The 17,233-nt window shown below is 72.5% G+C and carries 15 protein-coding genes and 1 riboswitch; of the genes, 10 read left to right on the forward strand and 5 right to left on the reverse strand.

Features of this window, described 5'->3' with window-relative positions:
• The first annotated feature begins 74 nt into the window (after window positions 1-74).
• From rpsB to ACIRNI_RS02565, 10 genes are all read left to right on the forward strand, one after another.
• Window positions 75-980 (forward strand): 30S ribosomal protein S2, encoded by a 906-nt coding sequence (rpsB, locus tag ACIRNI_RS02520; protein ID WP_355356229.1) that lies wholly within the window; start codon window positions 75-77, stop codon window positions 978-980.
• A gap of 99 nt (window positions 981-1,079) precedes the next feature.
• Window positions 1,080-1,916 carry a translation elongation factor Ts gene (tsf, locus tag ACIRNI_RS02525; RefSeq protein ID WP_403547599.1) on the forward strand — a complete coding sequence of 279 codons (837 nt, stop codon included), beginning with the start codon at window positions 1,080-1,082 and terminating at the stop codon, window positions 1,914-1,916.
• Between the two features lie 160 nt (window positions 1,917-2,076).
• The gene (gene pyrH / locus ACIRNI_RS02530) at window positions 2,077-2,841 is read left to right on the forward strand and encodes a UMP kinase (RefSeq protein ID WP_403547601.1); all 765 of its coding nucleotides are present in this window, start codon (window positions 2,077-2,079) and stop codon (window positions 2,839-2,841) included.
• Between the two features lie 105 nt (window positions 2,842-2,946).
• Complete coding sequence (frr, locus tag ACIRNI_RS02535) at window positions 2,947-3,504, forward strand: ribosome recycling factor (RefSeq protein ID WP_355356223.1); 558 nt, start codon at window positions 2,947-2,949, stop codon at window positions 3,502-3,504.
• A complete protein-coding gene (locus ACIRNI_RS02540; protein ID WP_403547603.1) occupies window positions 3,504-4,673 on the forward strand; it encodes a phosphatidate cytidylyltransferase in 1,170 nt (389 codons plus the stop codon). The genes frr and ACIRNI_RS02540 overlap by 1 nt, the downstream gene beginning before the upstream one ends.
• Window positions 4,674-4,828: 155 nt before the next feature.
• Window positions 4,829-5,941, forward strand: coding sequence for a 23S rRNA (adenine(2503)-C(2))-methyltransferase RlmN (gene rlmN, locus ACIRNI_RS02545; protein WP_355356219.1), 1,113 nt, complete (start codon window positions 4,829-4,831; stop codon window positions 5,939-5,941).
• 29 nt (window positions 5,942-5,970) lie between these two features.
• Window positions 5,971-6,082, forward strand: a riboswitch (TPP riboswitch).
• A 76-nt stretch (window positions 6,083-6,158) separates the two neighbouring features.
• A complete protein-coding gene (locus ACIRNI_RS02550) occupies window positions 6,159-7,256 on the forward strand; it encodes a thiamine ABC transporter substrate binding subunit (RefSeq protein ID WP_403547605.1) in 1,098 nt (365 codons plus the stop codon).
• 32 nt (window positions 7,257-7,288) lie between these two features.
• Window positions 7,289-8,908, forward strand: coding sequence for an ABC transporter permease (locus tag ACIRNI_RS02555; protein ID WP_403547800.1), 1,620 nt, complete (start codon window positions 7,289-7,291; stop codon window positions 8,906-8,908).
• Between the two features lie 2 nt (window positions 8,909-8,910).
• Window positions 8,911-9,927, forward strand: coding sequence for an ABC transporter ATP-binding protein (locus tag ACIRNI_RS02560; protein ID WP_403547607.1), 1,017 nt, complete (start codon window positions 8,911-8,913; stop codon window positions 9,925-9,927).
• An 87-nt stretch (window positions 9,928-10,014) separates the two neighbouring features.
• Complete coding sequence (locus ACIRNI_RS02565) at window positions 10,015-11,154, forward strand: glutamate--cysteine ligase (protein WP_403547609.1); 1,140 nt, start codon at window positions 10,015-10,017, stop codon at window positions 11,152-11,154.
• A 416-nt stretch (window positions 11,155-11,570) separates the two neighbouring features.
• Here ACIRNI_RS02565 and fusA read toward each other — a convergent pair whose 3' ends face one another.
• The 5 genes from fusA to ACIRNI_RS02590 all read right to left on the reverse strand — a co-directional run bounded on the left by fusA (window position 11,571) and on the right by ACIRNI_RS02590 (window position 17,169).
• On the reverse strand, window positions 11,571-13,613 hold the full coding sequence (gene fusA / locus ACIRNI_RS02570) for an elongation factor G (RefSeq protein WP_403547610.1): 2,043 nt from the start codon (window positions 13,611-13,613) through the stop codon (window positions 11,571-11,573).
• Between the two features lie 347 nt (window positions 13,614-13,960).
• Window positions 13,961-14,545, reverse strand: coding sequence for a restriction endonuclease (locus tag ACIRNI_RS02575; protein ID WP_403547612.1), 585 nt, complete (start codon window positions 14,543-14,545; stop codon window positions 13,961-13,963).
• 133 nt (window positions 14,546-14,678) lie between these two features.
• Window positions 14,679-15,134: a hypothetical protein gene (locus tag ACIRNI_RS02580; RefSeq protein WP_403547613.1), complete on the reverse strand. Its 456-nt coding sequence runs from the start codon at window positions 15,132-15,134 to the stop codon at window positions 14,679-14,681.
• The gene (locus tag ACIRNI_RS02585) at window positions 15,134-15,793 is read right to left on the reverse strand and encodes a hypothetical protein (protein WP_403547615.1); all 660 of its coding nucleotides are present in this window, start codon (window positions 15,791-15,793) and stop codon (window positions 15,134-15,136) included. Before ACIRNI_RS02585 ends, ACIRNI_RS02580 begins: the two co-directional genes overlap by 1 nt.
• Before the next feature lie 83 nt (window positions 15,794-15,876).
• Entirely contained in the window at window positions 15,877-17,169 is a 1,293-nt protein-coding gene (locus tag ACIRNI_RS02590; protein ID WP_403547617.1) for a PP2C family protein-serine/threonine phosphatase, read from the reverse strand.
• Between the last annotated feature and the right edge of the window lie 64 nt (window positions 17,170-17,233).

Raw genomic sequence — 17,233 nt, forward strand, 5'->3', positions numbered from 1 at the left:
AGCGCTCTTCGGTCCCTTGTGGCAGCAGCGCGTCGGGGCGTCAGGACACAACCGAGATCCAAGGAGATACGGCCATGGCCGTCGTCACGATGCGGGAGCTGCTGGAGAGCGGCGTCCACTTCGGTCACCAGACCCGTCGCTGGAACCCGAAGATGAAGCGCTTCATCTTCACCGAGCGCAACGGCATCTACATCATCGACCTGCTCCAGTCGCTGTCGTACATCGACCGCGCCTACGAGTTCGTCAAGGAGACCGTCGCGCACGGCGGCTCCATCATGTTCGTGGGTACCAAGAAGCAGGCCCAGGAGGCCATCGCCGAGCAGGCGACCCGCGTCGGCATGCCGTACGTCAACCAGCGTTGGCTCGGTGGCATGCTCACCAACTTCTCCACCGTCTACAAGCGCCTTCAGCGTCTGAAGGAGCTCGAGGCGATTGACTTCGAGGACGTCGCCGCGTCCGGTCTGACCAAGAAGGAGCTTCTCGTGCTGTCGCGCGAGAAGGCCAAGCTGGAGAAGACCCTCGGCGGTATCCGCGAGATGCAGAAGGTGCCGAGCGCCGTCTGGATCGTCGACACCAAGAAGGAGCACATCGCCGTCGGTGAGGCGCGCAAGCTCCACATCCCGGTCGTCGCGATCCTCGACACCAACTGCGACCCCGACGAGGTCGACTACAAGATCCCGGGCAACGACGACGCGATCCGCTCCGTCACCCTGCTCACCCGCGTGATCGCCGACGCCGTCGCCGAGGGCCTCATCGCCCGCTCCGGCGCCGCCACCGGCGACCAGAAGCCGGGCGACAAGGCCGCCGGCGAGCCGCTGGCCGAGTGGGAGCGCGACCTGCTCGAGGGCGAGAAGAAGGAAGCCTCCGACGAGGCTCCCGAGGCCGCCGAGAAGCCGGCCGAGGCTGCCGCCGAGGCTCCGGCCGCCGAGGCCCCCGAGGCCGCTGCCGAGGCTCCGGCCGCGGACGCCGAGCAGGCCTGACCTTTCAAGGTTCGGATGACGGCGGGGGCCCACAAAGCCCCCGCCGTCCACCCGTAGATCTTCGTAGATCTTCCAGACTTCGAGAGAGATTCACAGATCATGGCGAACTACACCGCCGCTGACGTCAAGAAGCTCCGCGAGCTCACCGGCGCCGGCATGATGGACTGCAAGAAGGCGCTGGACGAGTCCGACGGCAACGTCGACAAGGCCGTCGAGGCCCTGCGCATCAAGGGCCAGAAGGGCGTCGCCAAGCGCGAGGGCCGCTCCGCCGAGAACGGCGCCGTCGTCTCCCTCATCGCCGACGACAACACCTCCGGTGTCCTCGTCGAGCTGAAGTGCGAGACGGACTTCGTCGCCAAGGGTGACAAGTTCCAGGCCGTCGCCCACGCCATCGCCGAGCACATCGCCAAGACCTCCCCGGCCGACATCGAGGCGCTCCTCGCGTCCGAGATCGAGGCCGGCAAGACCGTCCAGGCGTACGTCGACGAGGCCAACGCCAACCTCGGCGAGAAGATCGTCCTGGACCGCTTCGCGCAGTTCAGCGACGGCTTCGTCACCGCGTACATGCACCGCACCATGCCCGACCTGCCCCCGCAGATCGGCGTCCTCGTCGAGCTCGACAAGGAGAACGCCGCGGTCGCGAAGGGTGTCGCGCAGCACATCGCCGCGTTCGCCCCGAAGTACCTCTCCAAGGACGACGTCCCGGCCGAGGTCGTCGAGGCCGAGCGCCGCGTCGCCGAGGAGACCACCCGCGCCGAGGGCAAGCCGGAGGCCGCGCTCCCGAAGATCGTCGAGGGTCGCCTCAACGGCTTCTTCAAGGACGCCACCCTCCTGGGCCAGCCGTACGCGCTGGACAACAAGAAGTCCGTCCAGCAGATCCTGGACGAGGCCGGTGTCACCCTGAAGCGCTTCACCCGCATCAAGGTCGGCATCTGAGCCGGTACGCGATCGACCGGGCAGCCCAGTAGGGTGGCCCACGTGGACGTCGGCGCGTAAGCGCACCGGACGCCCGCAGATCTGACGAGGAGGCCATTGCCGCTAGGGAGAGCAGTTACCCCGGCAATGGCCTTCTTCGTATGTGCACGAGGAGATCTCCATGAATCAGGGCGCCGCACAAGGCGACGACAACCACGGCAAAAAGGCCGGACGCTTCATGCTGAAGCTGTCCGGTGAGGCGTTCGCCGGCGGGGGCGGCCTCGGCGTCGACCCCGACGTCGTACACGCCATCGCACGCGAGATCGCCGCGGTCGTACGCGACGGCGCGGAGATCGCCGTAGTGATCGGCGGCGGCAACTTCTTCCGCGGTGCCGAGCTCCAGCAGCGCGGCATGGACCGGGCCCGCTCCGACTACATGGGCATGCTCGGTACGGTCATGAACTGCCTCGCCCTCCAGGACTTCCTGGAGAAGGAGGGCATCGACTCCCGCGTCCAGACCGCCATCACCATGGGCCAGGTCGCGGAGCCGTACATCCCGCTCCGCGCCGTCCGCCACCTGGAGAAGGGCCGCGTCGTCATCTTCGGCGCCGGTATGGGCATGCCCTACTTCTCCACCGACACCACCGCCGCGCAGCGCGCCCTGGAGATCGACGCCGAGGCGCTCCTCATGGGCAAGAACGGCGTGGACGGCGTCTACGACTCCGACCCGAAGACCAACCGGGACGCGGTGAAGTTCGACGCGCTGGAGTACGGCGAGGTGCTCTCGCGCGACCTGAAGGTCGCCGACGCCACCGCCATCACCCTCTGCCGCGACAACAACCTCCCGATCCTGGTCTTCGAACTGCTCGCGGCGGGCAATATCGCCCGTGCCGTGAAGGGTGAGAAGATCGGCACTCTCGTGAGCGACCAGGGCACCAGGAACTGACCCACCCTCCCCGGTGCCCTGATCCCGGGGATGGACAAAGCCCTGCCGGTCGGACACCGTGCAGAGCGTAAAGACGCGCCTACTCAAGACACGCAGGAGCAAGTGGTGATCGAAGAGACCCTCCTCGAGGCAGAGGAGAAGATGGAGAAGGCCGTCCTGGTCGCCAAGGATGACTTCGCCGCGATCCGTACCGGCCGCGCGCACCCCGCCATGTTCAACAAGATCGTGGCCGACTACTACGGTGCCCTCACGCCGATCAACCAGCTGGCGTCGTTCTCCGTGCCGGAGGCGCGCATGGCCGTGGTGACGCCGTTCGACAAGAGCGCGCTGCGCAACATCGAGCAGGCCATCCGCGACTCGGACCTCGGCGTCAACCCGAGCAACGACGGCAACATCATCCGGGTGGTGTTCCCCGAGCTCACCGAGGACCGCCGCCGCGAGTACATCAAGGTCGCCAAGACCAAGGCCGAGGACTCGAAGGTGTCGATCCGCTCCGTGCGCCGCAAGGCCAAGGACGCCTTCGACAAGGCGGTCAAGGACGGCGACATCGGTGAGGACGAGGGCCGTCGCGCCGAGAAGGACCTCGAGGACCTCACCCACAAGTACGTCGCGCAGGTGGACGAGCTGCTCAAGCACAAGGAAGCCGAGCTGCTCGAGGTCTGATGAACGACTCTTCCTGGGGGACCCCGCCGAAAGGCGGCCACTGGGGTCCGCCCGACCAGGGGTACGCTCCGGGGGCACACGCCCCGGGGACCCCGGCGGGCCCCGCATATGAGGGGCATGAAGCGGGCCGGACGCGCCCCATGCCCGTCGTACCCGCCGATGTTCCCCCTGGCGGACACGCCGGAGGACACGTCGGCGGAGACCAGGACGACGACCACCGTGACCGGGGGACCGCTCGGCTGAGCGGTCCCCTGTTCCGTGACGAGATGCCGCAGGAGCCCATGCCCACGCCGCCGTCGGGAGCGACGCAGCCTCCGGAGCAGCCGGGTCCGCCCCACCGGCCCCAGCAGAAGAAGCGGGCCGGGCGCGACCTGAGGGCCGCCATAGGGGTCGGCGTCGGCCTCGGCGCGGTCATCATCGCGTCGCTCTTCATCCTCAAGGACGTGTTCGTCGGCGTCATCGCGGTCGCCGTCGTGGTCGGGCTGTGGGAGCTGACCTCGCGCCTTCAGGAGCGCAAGTCCATCAAGGCCCCGCTCGTGCCGCTCGCGCTGGGCGGCGTGGCGATGGTCGTCGCCGGGTACGTACGCGGCGCCGAGGGCGCGTGGGTGGCGATGGCGCTCACCGCGCTCGCCGTGCTGGTGTGGCGGATGACGGAACCGCCCGAGGGCTACCTCAAGGACGTCACGGCCGGCCTCTTCGCCGCCTTCTACGTGCCGTTCCTGGCGACCTTCGTGGCGCTGATGCTCACCGCCGACGACGGGTCGTGGCGGGTGCTGACCTTCCTGCTGCTCACCGTGGTCAGTGACACCGGCGCGTACGCGGTCGGCTGGCGCTTCGGCAGGCGGAAGCTCGCGCCGCGCATCAGCCCCGGCAAGACGCGCGAGGGCCTGGTCGGCGCGGTGGCGTTCGCCATGGCGGCGGGCGCCCTGTGCATGGAGTTCGCCATCGACGGCGGCACCTGGTGGCAGGGCCTGCTGCTGGGCCTCGCGGTCGCGGTGAGCGCCACGCTCGGCGACCTCGGCGAGTCGATGATCAAGCGGGACCTGGGCATCAAGGACATGGGCACCCTGCTCCCGGGCCACGGCGGCATCATGGACCGGCTGGACTCGCTGCTGCCGACGGCGCCGGTGGTGTGGCTGCTGCTGGTGCTGTTCGTCGGCGCCGGCTGACAGGAACAGGCCGAACCGCCGTCCGGTTACCCTGGAAGGGCTCGTCGCATCGAGGCGGCGGGCCCTTTCGGCCCCGTACCCACAGGCGGGGATCATCCGGTGAGGTCCCCCGGCTCAGCTCCCGCGGCCTCGTCTTTACTGAGGAGTACCAGGTCATGCCACGCCCCGCCCCGGGAGAGCTCACCTTCGTCGCGCCCCGCGGAGCCGTGAAGCCGCCGCGGCACCTCGCCGACCTCACGCCCGCCGAGCGCAAGGAAGCGGTGGCCGCGATCGGCGAGAAGCCGTTCCGCGCCAAGCAGCTGTCCCAGCACTACTTCGCGCGGTACGCGCACGACCCCGCCGAGTGGACCGACATCCCGGCCGCCTCGCGCGAGAAGCTCGCCGCCGAGCTGCTGCCGGACCTCATGAGCGTCGTACGGCACATCTCGTGCGACGACGACACCACCCGCAAGACCCTGTGGCGGCTGCACGACGGCACGCTCGTCGAGTCGGTCCTCATGCGCTACCCGGACCGCGTGACGATGTGTATCTCGTCGCAGGCGGGCTGCGGCATGAACTGCCCGTTCTGCGCCACCGGCCAGGCCGGCCTCGACCGGAACCTGTCGACCGCCGAGATCGTGCACCAGATCGTCGACGGCATGCGGGCGCTCAGGGACGGCGAGGTGCCGGGAGGCCCCGCCCGCCTCTCCAACATCGTCTTCATGGGCATGGGTGAGCCGCTCGCCAACTACAAGCGGGTCGTGGGCGCCATCCGGCGGCTGACCGACCCCGAGCCCGACGGCCTCGGACTGTCGCAGCGCGGCATCACCGTCTCCACCGTCGGCCTCGTGCCCGCGATGCTGCGCTTCGCCGACGAGGGCTTCAAGTGCCGCCTCGCCGTCTCGCTGCACGCCCCCGACGACGAGCTGCGCGACACCCTGGTCCCCGTCAACACCCGCTGGAAGGTCCGCGAGGTGCTGGACGCCGCCTGGGAGTACGCCGAGAAGTCCGGCCGCCGCGTCTCCATCGAGTACGCCCTCATCCGCGACATCAACGACCAGGCCTGGCGCGGCGACCTGCTGGGCCGCCTCCTCAAGGGCAAGCGCGTCCACGTCAACCTCATCCCGCTGAACCCGACCCCCGGCTCGAAGTGGACCGCCTCGCGCCCCGAGGACGAGAAGGCGTTCGTCGAGGCGATCGCCGCCCACGGCGTACCGGTCACCGTCCGTGACACCCGCGGGCAGGAGATCGACGGCGCCTGTGGACAGCTCGCGGCCGCCGAACGCTGAGCTTGTACTCTGAGCTCGAACACACCTGCATATTCCGACAGGGGAGCGCCACAGCGCTGAGAGTGCGGCAGCCGTCCAGGCCGCAGACCCTCTGAACCTCGCCCAGGTCATTCTGGGTAGGAAGTTCGGTCGTTACTCGAGCTGTTGCGCCCTGCCCATCCCTCCGAGGGGTGGGCGGGGCCGCGTCTCTTCCTGGACACCCCCAGGAGGAATCTCAGTGAGCACCACCAAGAAGATCACGGTCGGCGCCCTCGCCGCCGCGCTGGGCGTCACGACGCTCACCGCCTGCGGCGACGGCGGCTCGGACAAGGCGTCCGACGGCGGCGGTACGAAGTCGAAGACCGTGACGCTCGTCAGCCACGACTCCTTCAACGCCTCCAAGGAGGTCCTGAAGGAGTTCACCAAGGAGACCGGCTACACCGTCAAGGTGCTGAAGAGCGGCGACGCCGGCGAGGCCGTCAACAAGGCGATCCTCACCAAGGGCGCCCCGCAGGGCGACGTCTTCTTCGGCGTCGACAACACCCTGCTGTCGCGCGCCCTCGACAACGGCCTCTTCGAGCCGTACGAGGCCAAGGGCCTGGACCGGGTCCCCGCAGACGTACAGCTCGACAAGGACAAGCACCGCGTCACGCCCGTCGACACCGGCGACATCTGCGTCAACTACGACAAGAAGTACTTCGCGGACAAGAAGCTCGCGCCGCCGCAGACCTTCGACGACCTCGCCAGGCCGCAGTACAAGGACCTCCTCGTGGTCGAGAACCCGGAGCGCTCCTCGCCCGGCCTCGGCTTCCTGCTCGGCACGGCCGCCCAGTACGGCGACGAGGGCTGGCAGGACTACTGGAAGAAGCTGAAGGCCAACGGCGTCAAGGTCGTCGACAGCTGGGAGCTCGCCTACAACCAGGAGTTCTCCGGCTCGGCCGGCGGCAAGCAGGCCAAGGGCGACCGGCCGCTCGTCGTGTCGTACGCCTCCAGCCCGCCGGTCGAGGTGCTCTACGCCGACCCGCAGCCGGCCGAGGCGCCGACCGGGGTCTCCACCGGCACCTGCTTCCGCCAGACCGAGTTCGTCGGCCTGCTGACGGGCGCGAAGAACCCGGAGGGCGGCAAGGCCCTGATCGACTTCATGATCGGCAAGAAGTTCCAGGACGACATGCCGCTCCAGATGTTCGTGAACCCGGTCGCCAAGGACGCGGCGCTGCCGGAGCTGTTCACCAAGCACGGCGTGACGGTCGACAAGCCGCACACCGTCGCCCCCGAGAAGATCGCCGAGAAGCGTGACGGGTGGATCCGGTCGTGGTCCTCGCTCGTCCTGAAGTAGGCGTCTCCCGCGGCACCCTCAGGCGCGGCGCGCTGCGGGCGGGGCTCATGGTCCTGCCCGTGGCGTTCCTCGCCCTCTTCTTCGCCTACCCCGTCGCCGCGATCGTCGGCCGGGGCCTGCGGACGGGGGAGGGCACCTGGGAGTTCGGGCGGCTCGGCGAGGTGCTGGGCCGCCCGGACATCCTGGACGTGCTCTGGTTCACCACCTGGCAGGCGCTCGCCTCCACCGCGCTGACCCTGCTGGTCGCGCTGCCCGGCGCGTACGTCTTCGCCCGCTTCGACTTCCGCGGCAAGGGCGTGCTGCGGGCGGTCGTCACCGTGCCGTTCGTGCTGCCGACCGTCGTCGTCGGCACGGCGTTCCTCGCGCTCGTCGGGCGGGGCGGGCTCCTGGACGAGCTGTGGGGCGTGCGGCTGGACACCACCGTGTGGGCGATCCTGCTGGCGCACGTCTTCTTCAACTACGCCGTCGTCGTCCGCACGGTCGGCGGCCTGTGGGCGCAGCTCGACCCGCGCCAGGAGGAGGCCGCGCGGGTGCTCGGCGCCTCCCGTTTCGGGGCGTGGCGGCGGGTGACCCTGCCCGCGCTCGCGCCCGCCGTGGCCGCCGCCGCCCTGATGGTCTTCCTCTTCACGTACACCTCCTTCGGCGTCGTACAGATCCTCGGCGGGCCCGCGTACGCCACGCTGGAGGCGGAGATCTACCGGCAGACCGCGCAGCTGCTCGACCTGGAGACGGCGGCCGTGCTCACGCTGGTGCAGTTCGCGGCCGTCGGCGCCGTCCTCGCCGTGCACGCCTGGACGGTACGCAGGCGGGAGACCGCGCTGAAGCTGGTGGACGCCGCCATGACCGCGCGGCGGCCGCGCGGGGCCGGGCAGTGGACGCTGCTGGGCACCGTCCTCGTGACGATCGCGCTGCTGCTCGTGCTGCCGCTCGCCGTGCTGGTGCAGCGCTCCTTCGACGGGGGGCTCGGTTACTACCGGACGCTCGGGGACGCCGACGCGGGCGGCGGGACCTTCCTCGTGCCGCCGGTCGAGGCGATCGGGAACTCGCTGGAGTACGCGCTCGCCGCCACCGCGATCGCGCTGGCCGTCGGGGGGCTCGCGGCCGCGGCGCTCACCCGGCGGGCCGGGCGGCTGGTGTGCGGCTTCGACGCGCTGCTGATGCTGCCCCTCGGCGTGTCCGCCGTCACCGTCGGCTTCGGCTTCCTCATCACGCTGGACGAGCCGCCGCTCGACCTGCGCTCGTCGTGGATCCTGGTGCCGCTGGCCCAGGCCCTCGTCGGCGTGCCCTTCGTCGTACGGACCATGCTGCCGGTGCTGCGGGCCGTGGACGAGCGGCTGCGGGAGGCGGCGGCCGTGCTCGGGGCGTCGCCGTGGCGCGTGTGGCGCGAGGTCGACCTGCCGCTGGTGCGGCGGGCGCTGCTGGTGGCGGCCGGGTTCGCGTTCGCCGTGTCGCTGGGCGAGTTCGGCGCGACCGTCTTCATCGCGCGGCCCGACAACCCGACGCTGCCGGTGGCCGTCGCCCGGCTCCTCGGCCGGCCCGGGGAGCTCAACTACGGCCAGGCCATGGCCCTGTCGACGATCCTGATGGTGGTGTGCGCGGTGGCGCTGCTGCTGCTCGAACGTATCCGTGTCAACCGCTCCGGGGAGTTCTGACCATGCTGCGCCTTGACGGCGTGACCGTACGCTTCGGGGCCCGCGCCGCCCTCGACGCGGTGGACCTGGCGGTCGCCGACCACGAGATCGTGTGCGTGCTCGGCCCGAGCGGCAGCGGCAAGTCGACCCTGCTGCGGGTCGTCGCCGGGCTCCAGCCCGTGGACGGCGGCCGGGTGCTGCTGGACGGCGCGGACCAGGCGGGCGTGCCGGTCCACCGGCGCGGCGTCGGGCTGATGTTCCAGGACCACCAGCTCTTCCCGCAGCGGGACGTCGCCGGAAACGTCGCCTTCGGGCTGCGCATGCGCGGCGCCGCCAGGCCGGAACAGGCCGCGCGCGTGACCGAGCTGCTGGAGCTGGTGGGCCTGCCGGGCGCCGGGCGCCGGGCGGTGGCCGCGCTCTCCGGCGGCGAGCAGCAGCGCGTGGCCCTCGCCCGGGCGCTGGCGCCCAGCCCGCGGCTGCTCATGCTCGACGAGCCGCTCGGGCAGCTGGACCGGGGGCTGCGGGAGCGGCTCGTGGTGGAGCTGCGGCACCTGTTCGGGCGGCTCGGGACGACGGTGCTCGCCGTCACGCACGACCAGGGCGAGGCGTTCGCGCTCGCCGACCGGGTCGTGGTGATGCGCGACGGGCGCGTCGAGCAGAGCGGTACGCCGCTGGAGGTGTGGCGCCGCCCGGCCTCCGAGTTCGTCGCCCGCTTCCTGGGCTTCGACAACGTGGTGGCGGCGACGGTCGCCGGCGAGGCGGCCGACACCGCCTGGGGCAAGGTCCCGGTGCCCGCCGGTGCCCCGCAGGGCGCCACCCGCCTACTGGTCCGCCCCGCCGGCGTCCGGCTCGGCGACCCGGCGGACGGCCTGCGCTGCGAGGTCGACGCCCGCACCTTCCGCGGCCACCACGTCGCCGTCCGGCTCCGCCCGGAGTCCGGCCCGCCGCTGGAGGCGGAGTGCGCGCTGCGCGACGCGCCCGAGGAGGGCGCGGTGGTCGGGGTGACGTTCGCGGCGGACGAGGTCGTGGTGCTGGACTGAGGCGGCGGGCACGTCGTTGACGGTCCGTCAGGCCCCTGTCATGGTGGGCACGTTCCGCACGGCACCCGGCTCACGGCTGGAGGGTCCATGGACGGGTACGGCACGTTGGCGATGGGCGTCGAGGAGGAGCTCCTCCTCGTCGACGCCGCGACCCTGGCCGCCGCACCCGGCGCCCCGGACGTCCTGAAGCACTGCGCGAGCGACGCGGACGGAGCGGCCGGCCGGTTCTCCGCCGAGATCACCACGCTCCAGGTGGAGACCAAGAGCGCCCCGCACCTCCACGCCCGCGACCTGGGCCAGGAGTTGCTCGCCCTGCGGCGCACGGTCGCGCGCGCCGCCGAGCGGGAGGGCCTGCGGGCCGTCGCCTCCGGACTGCCCGTGCTCGGCGACGTCGTCCCGCCGCCCGTCACCGAGGGGCAGCGGTTCGCCGAGGGCACGGCGACCTACCGCGCCCTCCACGACGAGATGTCGATGTGCGCCTTCCAGGTGCACATCGACATCCCCGACCTGCCCCGCGCCCTCGACGTCGGCAACCGCCTCCGCCCCTGGCTGCCGGTGCTGCTCGCGCTGGCGGCCAACTCCCCGTACTTCGCGGGCCGCGACACCGGCTACGCCGCTTGGCGCGCGCTCGCCTGGGCACGCTGGCCGGTGGCCGGGCCGCCGCCGTACTTCCACTCGCCCGCGCATTACGAGGACGTCCTCGGCGCCCTGGAGGAGGCGGGCGCACTGATCGATCGCGGGACCGTCTTCTGGGACGTGCGCCCCTCGTCCCGGCTGCCCACCCTGGAGGTGCGCGTCGCCGACACGACCGGCACCGCGGCCGAGTCGGCGTTCCTCGCGGCGCTGGTACGCGCCCTGGTCGCGGTGGCGCTGCGGGAGGGCGAGCGCGGCGAGCCCACGCCCGCGCCGTCGGCGGAGCTGCTGCGCGCCGCCTACTGGCGGGCGGCCCGGGACGGGCTGGGCGGCATGGGGCTCGACGTGGCCACCGGGAAGGCCGTCGCCGCGCCGCTGCTGGCCGAGCGGATGGTCGCGTACGCCCGTCCGGCGCTCACGGACCACGGGGACGCCGACCTGGTGGACGCGGGGCTGCGGTGGCTCCTGCGCCACGGCTGCGGGGCCGCCCGGCAGCGCGCCGCGGCCGCCGCGGCGGGTTCGCTCGCCGGCGCCGTGCGGTGGCTGGTCGAGCAGACGCGGGCGGAGGGGTTCCCCGATCCGGGCGGGCGTTGACGGGACCTGCGCACCGGGCGGTCCCCGGCGCGAGACGGGACGGCGTAGGCGTGGCGCAGTGGCCGGCGACCGTCCCGCGCGGCGGCCGCCGCGCGGGCGATGACGGCGGCACCGATCGATCCCGAGCGCGGCGGAGGGGGCAGGCACCGATGGTGACACCGGAGAAGGACGCGGCGACGGGGGAGCACCACCGCCATGTGGTGCTCGGGGCCGGGCCGGCGGGGCTCCAGCTCGGATGCTTCCTGACGGCGGCCGGCGCCGACCACGTCGTACTGGAGAGGGAGGACACCCCCGGCGGCTTCTTCCGGCGCTACCCCCGCCACCGGCGCACGTGGAACCGCTGCGGGCGTTCCTCCGGGAGCGGTAGCCCGTACGGAGGCGGCCCCGCCCGCCACGAGCGGGGCCACCCCGGTGGATCACCCTGTCAGCACCTGCTCCGACACCGCCGCCGGGACGGGCGCGTACCCGGCCGGACGGGTGGTGAAGGTGCCGCGGCCCTGGGTGCGCCCGCGCAGCCGGGACGCGTAACCGAACAGCTCCGCCAGCGGAACGGTCGCCGTGACCACGGCCGTGCCGGACCGGGCGGTGGAGCCCGAGACCCGGCCGCGGCGTGCCGCGAGGTCGCCGAGCACACCGCCCACGGCGTCGTCGGGCACGGTCACCGTGACCTCGACGACCGGTTCGAGCAGCGTCATCTCGCTCGCGCGCAGCGCCTCACGCAGCGCCAGCCGGCCCGCGGTGCGGAAGGCCATCTCCGACGAGTCCTTGACGTGGGTCGACCCGTCGGTCAGGGTCACCCGCACCCCGGTCACCGGGTGGCCGCCCAGCGGCCCCTCGGCCAGGGCGTCCCGGCAGCCGGCCTCCACCGCCCGGACGTACTCCTGCGGTACGCGCCCGCCCACGACGGCCGACCCGAAGACCAGGTCGTCCGGCGTGTCGTCCTGGGCCGCGACGTCCAGGACGACATGGGCGAACTGCCCCGCGCCGCCGTCCTGCTTGACGTGCCGGTACGTCAGCCCGGACACCCCGCGCACGACCGTCTCCCGATAGGCCACGTGCGGCCGGCCGACCCGGACCTCCAGCCCGTGGGCCCGCCGGACCTTCTCCACCGCCACCTCCAGATGCAGTTCGCCCATCCCCGACAGCACCGTCTGACCCGTCTCCGGGTCGGTCCGCACGGTCAGGGAGGGGTCCTCCTCGACGAGCCGGGCCAACGCCGTCGCCAGCCGGTCGGTGTCGAGGCTCCGGCGGGGCTCCACCGCCACCGAGACCACCGGGTCCGCCACCGTGGGCGGCTCCAGGACCAGCGGGGCCCCGGGCGCGCACAGGGTGGTCCCGGCGCGGGCGCCCTTCAGCCCCACCACCGCGACGATGTCCCCGGCCGACGCCCGGTCCACCTCCGCGTGCCGGTCGGCCTGGACCCGCAGGATCCGGCCGATCCGCTCCGTACGGCCCGTGCCCATGTCCAGCACCGCGTCCCCCTTCCGTACCGTGCCCGCGTACACCCGCAGACAGGACAGCCGGCCGGTGGCGGTCGCCTGCACCTTGAAGACCAGCGCGGCGAAGGGCGCCCCGGGATCGGCGGGCCGCTCCTGCACCGTGCCGTCCAGCGTGCCGCGCACCGGCGGGACGTCCACGGGTGACGGGAGGTACGCCACGACGGCGTCCAGCAGCGGCTCGACCCCGCGGTCGCGGTACGCCGCGCCGCACAGCACCACCACACCCTCGCCGCCGCGGGTCAGGTCGCGCAGCGCCGCCGCCAGCGTCCCGTCGGAGACCCCGGAGCCGGTGCAGAACTCCTCCAGCGCCGCCGGGTGGAGCTCCGCCACGGCCTCCTCCAGCAGCCGCCGGCGCCGGTGCGCCTCGTCGCGCAGCGCCTCGGGGACCGGGGTTTGCGTGTACGAGCCGCCGCCGGCTCCCCACAGCAGCGCGCGCATGCGGACCAGGTCCACCACGCCGGTGAAGCCGCCCTCGCGCCCGATCGGCAGCTGGACCACCAGCGGGACCGTGCCCAGCCGCTGCCGTAGGGAGTCGACCGCCGTGTCGAGGTCGGCGCCGGCGCGGTCCAGCTTGTTGACGAAGGCGATCCGCGGCACGCCGTGCCGGTCGGCCTGGCGCCACACCGCCTCGCTCTGCGGCTCGACGCCCGCGACGGCGTCGAACACCACGACCGCTCCGTCCAGGACCCGCAGCGATCTCGCCACCTCGTCGGAGAAGTCGACGTGACCGGGCGTGTCGATGAGGTTGATCCGGTGGCCGTCCCAGTCGCAGCTGACCGCCGCGGCGAAGATGGTGATCCCCCGGTCGCGCTCCTGCGGGTCGAAGTCGGTGACGGTCGTCCCGTCGTGGACCTCGCCGCGCTTGTGGGTGGCGCCGGTGGCGTACAGGATCCGTTCGGTGAGGGTGGTCTTGCCGGCGTCGACGTGGGCGAGGATGCCGAGGTTTCGTACGGTACGCATGCGCATGGCCTGAGGCCTTTCGGTGATCGCGAGCAGGGCGGCGCGATTCCCGGGACGAGGCGGGCGTACGACGGCACGCCGACGCGCCCCTCCGTGAGGGCGCGTCGAGCGTGGGTGCCGAGGTGTCAGACGCTCGTCACGGGCATCCGGTGGCGGCCGCGCAGCCGGCACCGGGCCGACGAGGACACCGGGATCACGTCGTACCGCGAGCGGGGAACGGCGACGGCGGTGTGGTCACGCACGTCGGGCTCCCTTCGATGGCCGGATGGCGCGCCGCGGTGTCGTGACGGCGCGTCAGCGAGCGTAGCGAGCGGGCCCGGCCAGGGCACCTTGATTTTCCGTGCGGCTCACCGGCCGGGGGACCACGGAGCGGGGCCCGTGCCGTCCGTCCAGGCGTCGAGCGCGGCGCGGTCGCAGCAGACGATGCCGCACTGGGCGGCGTACTCCATGGCCGGTTCGGTGAAGTCGCTGCTCGTCACGACGGCGGCCACCTCCGCCTCGTGCACGGCGAAGCAGGTGCCGCCGAAGCGCTGCAGGTCCTGGGAACCGACCTTGTTGCCCGGGCCGTAGTGCTTGCACTGGAGCACCACGCGCCGCCCGTCGGGGGCGGTGGCGACGACGTCGGCGCCGAGGTCTCCGGCGCCGCCGACGACGTCGACGTCGACGCAGCCGTCCCGGACGCAGAGCTCCGCCACGGCCCGCTCGAAGGCGTCCGCGTCCATGGCGTCGTAGTCGACGGGGGCCGCGGGAGCCGTCGCGGCGGCGGCCCGGCGGCGGCTGCGTGCCGCCGCCCGGACCAGGACCGCGGCGACCGCCACCAGGCCGAGGGCCGCGAGGAGGGCGCCCGGCACGTCCGAGGCGTCACCGGCGGCCGCGCGGACGGTGGTCGCGGCGCCGCAGACGACGATGCCCACGAGCCCGACGGCCAGCACGACGTCACGCAGCCGGAGGCGCGGCCGCCGGGCAGCGGCACCGGGACCGGCACCGGGACCCGGGCCGGGACCGGCTCCGGTGCGTGCGGGGGTCCGCGGGCGCGTGGGGGAGGTCGTCACAGCGGCCTCTCGCTCACAGGCGCAGCAATCGGTCCGTCAGATCCCGGTACGTCCGCAGCGTGACGCGCAGCTGCTCCGTGTCGACCGTGCCTGCCGGGCTGCCCGCACCGGTCGTACCTGCCATGCCTGCCGCGCCCGCCGGGCCGGTTGCACCGCCGTCGCCGTCGCCGTCCCATGTCGTACGGAGCCGGTTGCGCTGTTCGGTCAGGGCCCTGGTGAGGTGCTCGGCCGCTTCCTCCATGGCTCCCGCGGCCTCCTCCACGGCGCGCCGCGGATCGTCGACGAAGCCGTTCACGGCGTGCTGGACGCGCCGCGCCAGCGCGTCGCGTTCGGAGTCGTCCAGCAGCGTCCGCTCGTCCGGGCGGGGGCCCTGCGCGGTCGGCTTGGCGTGCACCGGGACCACCACCGGTGCGTGGGGGCCCGGCCGGGCGTCCGTGTGCTGCGGTATCCGGGTGGGGTCGACGCTCATCAGATTCCACTTCCCTTCGGCTTCAGCGAGTGGCGCGCACGCGGCAGATGGCGGTCACCGTGCGCCGCCGCGCGGTCGTCGTGGCGCCGGTGCGCCCGGTGCCCCCGCCGCCCTTCGGTGATCAGCTCGTCGAAGAGCCCGCGGGCCTCGAGCAGGGCCGTGCGCAGTTCCTCGGTGCTGGTACCGGCCCCTTCGGGGCGGGCCGCACGGCGTATGCGGCGGTAGGCGTCGACGTTCTCGGGGTGGTGCACCGACAGCGCCGCCGCCTGGTCTTGGTCCTCGTACGCGGTCGCGGCCGGGAAGCCGCGCTCCTGCGCCAGACCGGCCAGCAACTCGCCCGCCTCCGTGACCGCTTCGCGCGGCGCGTCGACGAACCGCTTCTGCAGCGCCTCCCAGCGCTCGGCGTACCGCGCCCGCGTCTCGGGGACGAGCGGCCGCGACCGCAGGTGCCCGAACCGCTCGACCCGCCCGGCGAGCTCCCGCTCGGCGGCCTCGGTGTCACCGCCGTGACGGGCGACGGTCAGGTCGTACTCGGGCCCGAACCGCCGCTGCAGCGCGGGGCCGCCGAGCCCGCGCGACCGGCTCCTCCAGAAGTACAGCGCCGCGCCCATGACGGCGACCAACACGATCAGGGCGACGACGATCAGGACAGTGGACATGACTGCCTTCCTCGATCCGCTTGTGCCCAAAGGCTGTTGGGATCGCAGGTTGCCCCGATTCGTCGCGCGAAACGGTGAAACGGTCACATCGCAGGCAGGGCACGTGTGGACTCACATGGCGGGCAGGAGCCGCGGGACGCCAGGCCGGTCCGGTCGGCTGCCTCGTCGGGGGGTTCCAGGTGGGGGCCGATCCATTCGCACATGAGGACGGTGGCGTCGTCCTCGAGGTGCCCGTCGTGGTACTCGAGAACGGCATGGACGAGACGGCGCAGCGTCTCGGGGACGGGAAGGCCGTCGGCGTGGTGGCGGATGAGGAAATCGGTGAAGCGGTCCAGGCCGAACTGGGGGCCGCCGGGGCGGCGGGCCTCGGTGATGCCGTCGGTGTACAGGACGATGCGGTCGCCGGGTTGCAGCTGCTCCTGGCACACGGTGGTGGGCAACCCGAGATCCGTGCCCATGGGGTGGGCCGGTCGGCAGGAGAGGTTGGCGGTCCAGCGGTTGTCGCGGATGATGATCGGCGGCTGGTGCCCGCGGTTGACCCACTGCAGCAGGCCGGTGCGGGTGTCGAGGGTGGCCAGGATGCCGGTGACGTAACGCTTGCGGTCGTACTGCTCGATGAGGGCGGCTTCGACGGCCTCGCCCCTGCCGATGAGGTCGGCGCCCTGGCGGCGCGAGTTGCGGCAGGCTCCCAGGGCGAGCGTCGCGGAGAGGCCGGCGGCGGTGTCATGGCCCATGGCATCGAAGATCGCCAGGTTGACCAGCGGGCCGTCGATGGCGTACTCGAACATGTCGCCGCTGATCTGGTAGGCGGGCTCCAGGGAGGCGGAGATCGCCACGCGTCCGTCCGCGTACGTACGGGGGGACATCAGGTGCCACTGCATCTCCGCGGCGAGACTGACCGGTTGGGCGCGGACCAGCTTGGCCAGCGCGTCACTCGTCCCGCGCTTGCTGATGACGATCAGTGCGACGAGCCCTGCCAGCGCCTCCATGTCCTCGCGGACGTGTGCGTCGTCGCGGCCGGTGGCGATCCGCATCAGCCCGATGCGCTCGGTCCCGTCCAGCAGCGGCACCCACCATGAGGGCACGCCGTCCTCCGCCGGGCCGGCGGGCAGGATGTCACCGTGCTGAAAGGCGCGCCCGGCGATCGTGCCCTCGATCGGCAGCGCGCGTTGCCCGCCCGTGTCCTGCGCTCCCTCTCCCGTGAGCGGGCACAGAAGCGTGCGCTGCAAGTCCGCCAGGTAGATCGACGCGTGGGGGAAACCGGCGTCACGCGCACACTCGGACACCTTGGCCGGCAGCAACTCGACCGGCATCAGGTGGCTGGCCGCCAGCAATCCCGCGAGCATCACCCGTCCGCCCTCACCGCTCCCCTCCATCAGAGCGCACCCCCAATCATCGCCACCACGCTCCCTTCGGTTCAGAAACCCCGCTTGCCCCGGA

The organism is Streptomyces sp. NPDC093546 (assembly GCF_044765045.1).
GTDB lineage: Bacteria > Actinomycetota > Actinomycetes > Streptomycetales > Streptomycetaceae > Streptomyces.

Coding starts and splice junctions, on each gene's coding strand:
- rpsB (WP_355356229.1), top strand. CDS start 75: ATGGCCGTCGTCACGATGCGGGAGCTGCTGGAGAGCGGCGTCCACTTC.
- tsf (WP_403547599.1), top strand. CDS start 1,080: ATGGCGAACTACACCGCCGCTGACGTCAAGAAGCTCCGCGAGCTCACC.
- pyrH (WP_403547601.1), top strand. CDS start 2,077: ATGAATCAGGGCGCCGCACAAGGCGACGACAACCACGGCAAAAAGGCC.
- ACIRNI_RS02540 (WP_403547603.1), top strand. CDS start 3,504: ATGAACGACTCTTCCTGGGGGACCCCGCCGAAAGGCGGCCACTGGGGT.
- rlmN (WP_355356219.1), top strand. CDS start 4,829: ATGCCACGCCCCGCCCCGGGAGAGCTCACCTTCGTCGCGCCCCGCGGA.
- ACIRNI_RS02560 (WP_403547607.1), top strand. CDS start 8,911: ATGCTGCGCCTTGACGGCGTGACCGTACGCTTCGGGGCCCGCGCCGCC.
- ACIRNI_RS02565 (WP_403547609.1), top strand. CDS start 10,015: ATGGACGGGTACGGCACGTTGGCGATGGGCGTCGAGGAGGAGCTCCTC.
- fusA (WP_403547610.1), bottom strand. CDS start 13,613: ATGCGTACCGTACGAAACCTCGGCATCCTCGCCCACGTCGACGCCGGC.
- ACIRNI_RS02580 (WP_403547613.1), bottom strand. CDS start 15,134: ATGAGCGTCGACCCCACCCGGATACCGCAGCACACGGACGCCCGGCCG.
- ACIRNI_RS02585 (WP_403547615.1), bottom strand. CDS start 15,793: ATGTCCACTGTCCTGATCGTCGTCGCCCTGATCGTGTTGGTCGCCGTC.
- ACIRNI_RS02590 (WP_403547617.1), bottom strand. CDS start 17,169: ATGGAGGGGAGCGGTGAGGGCGGACGGGTGATGCTCGCGGGATTGCTG.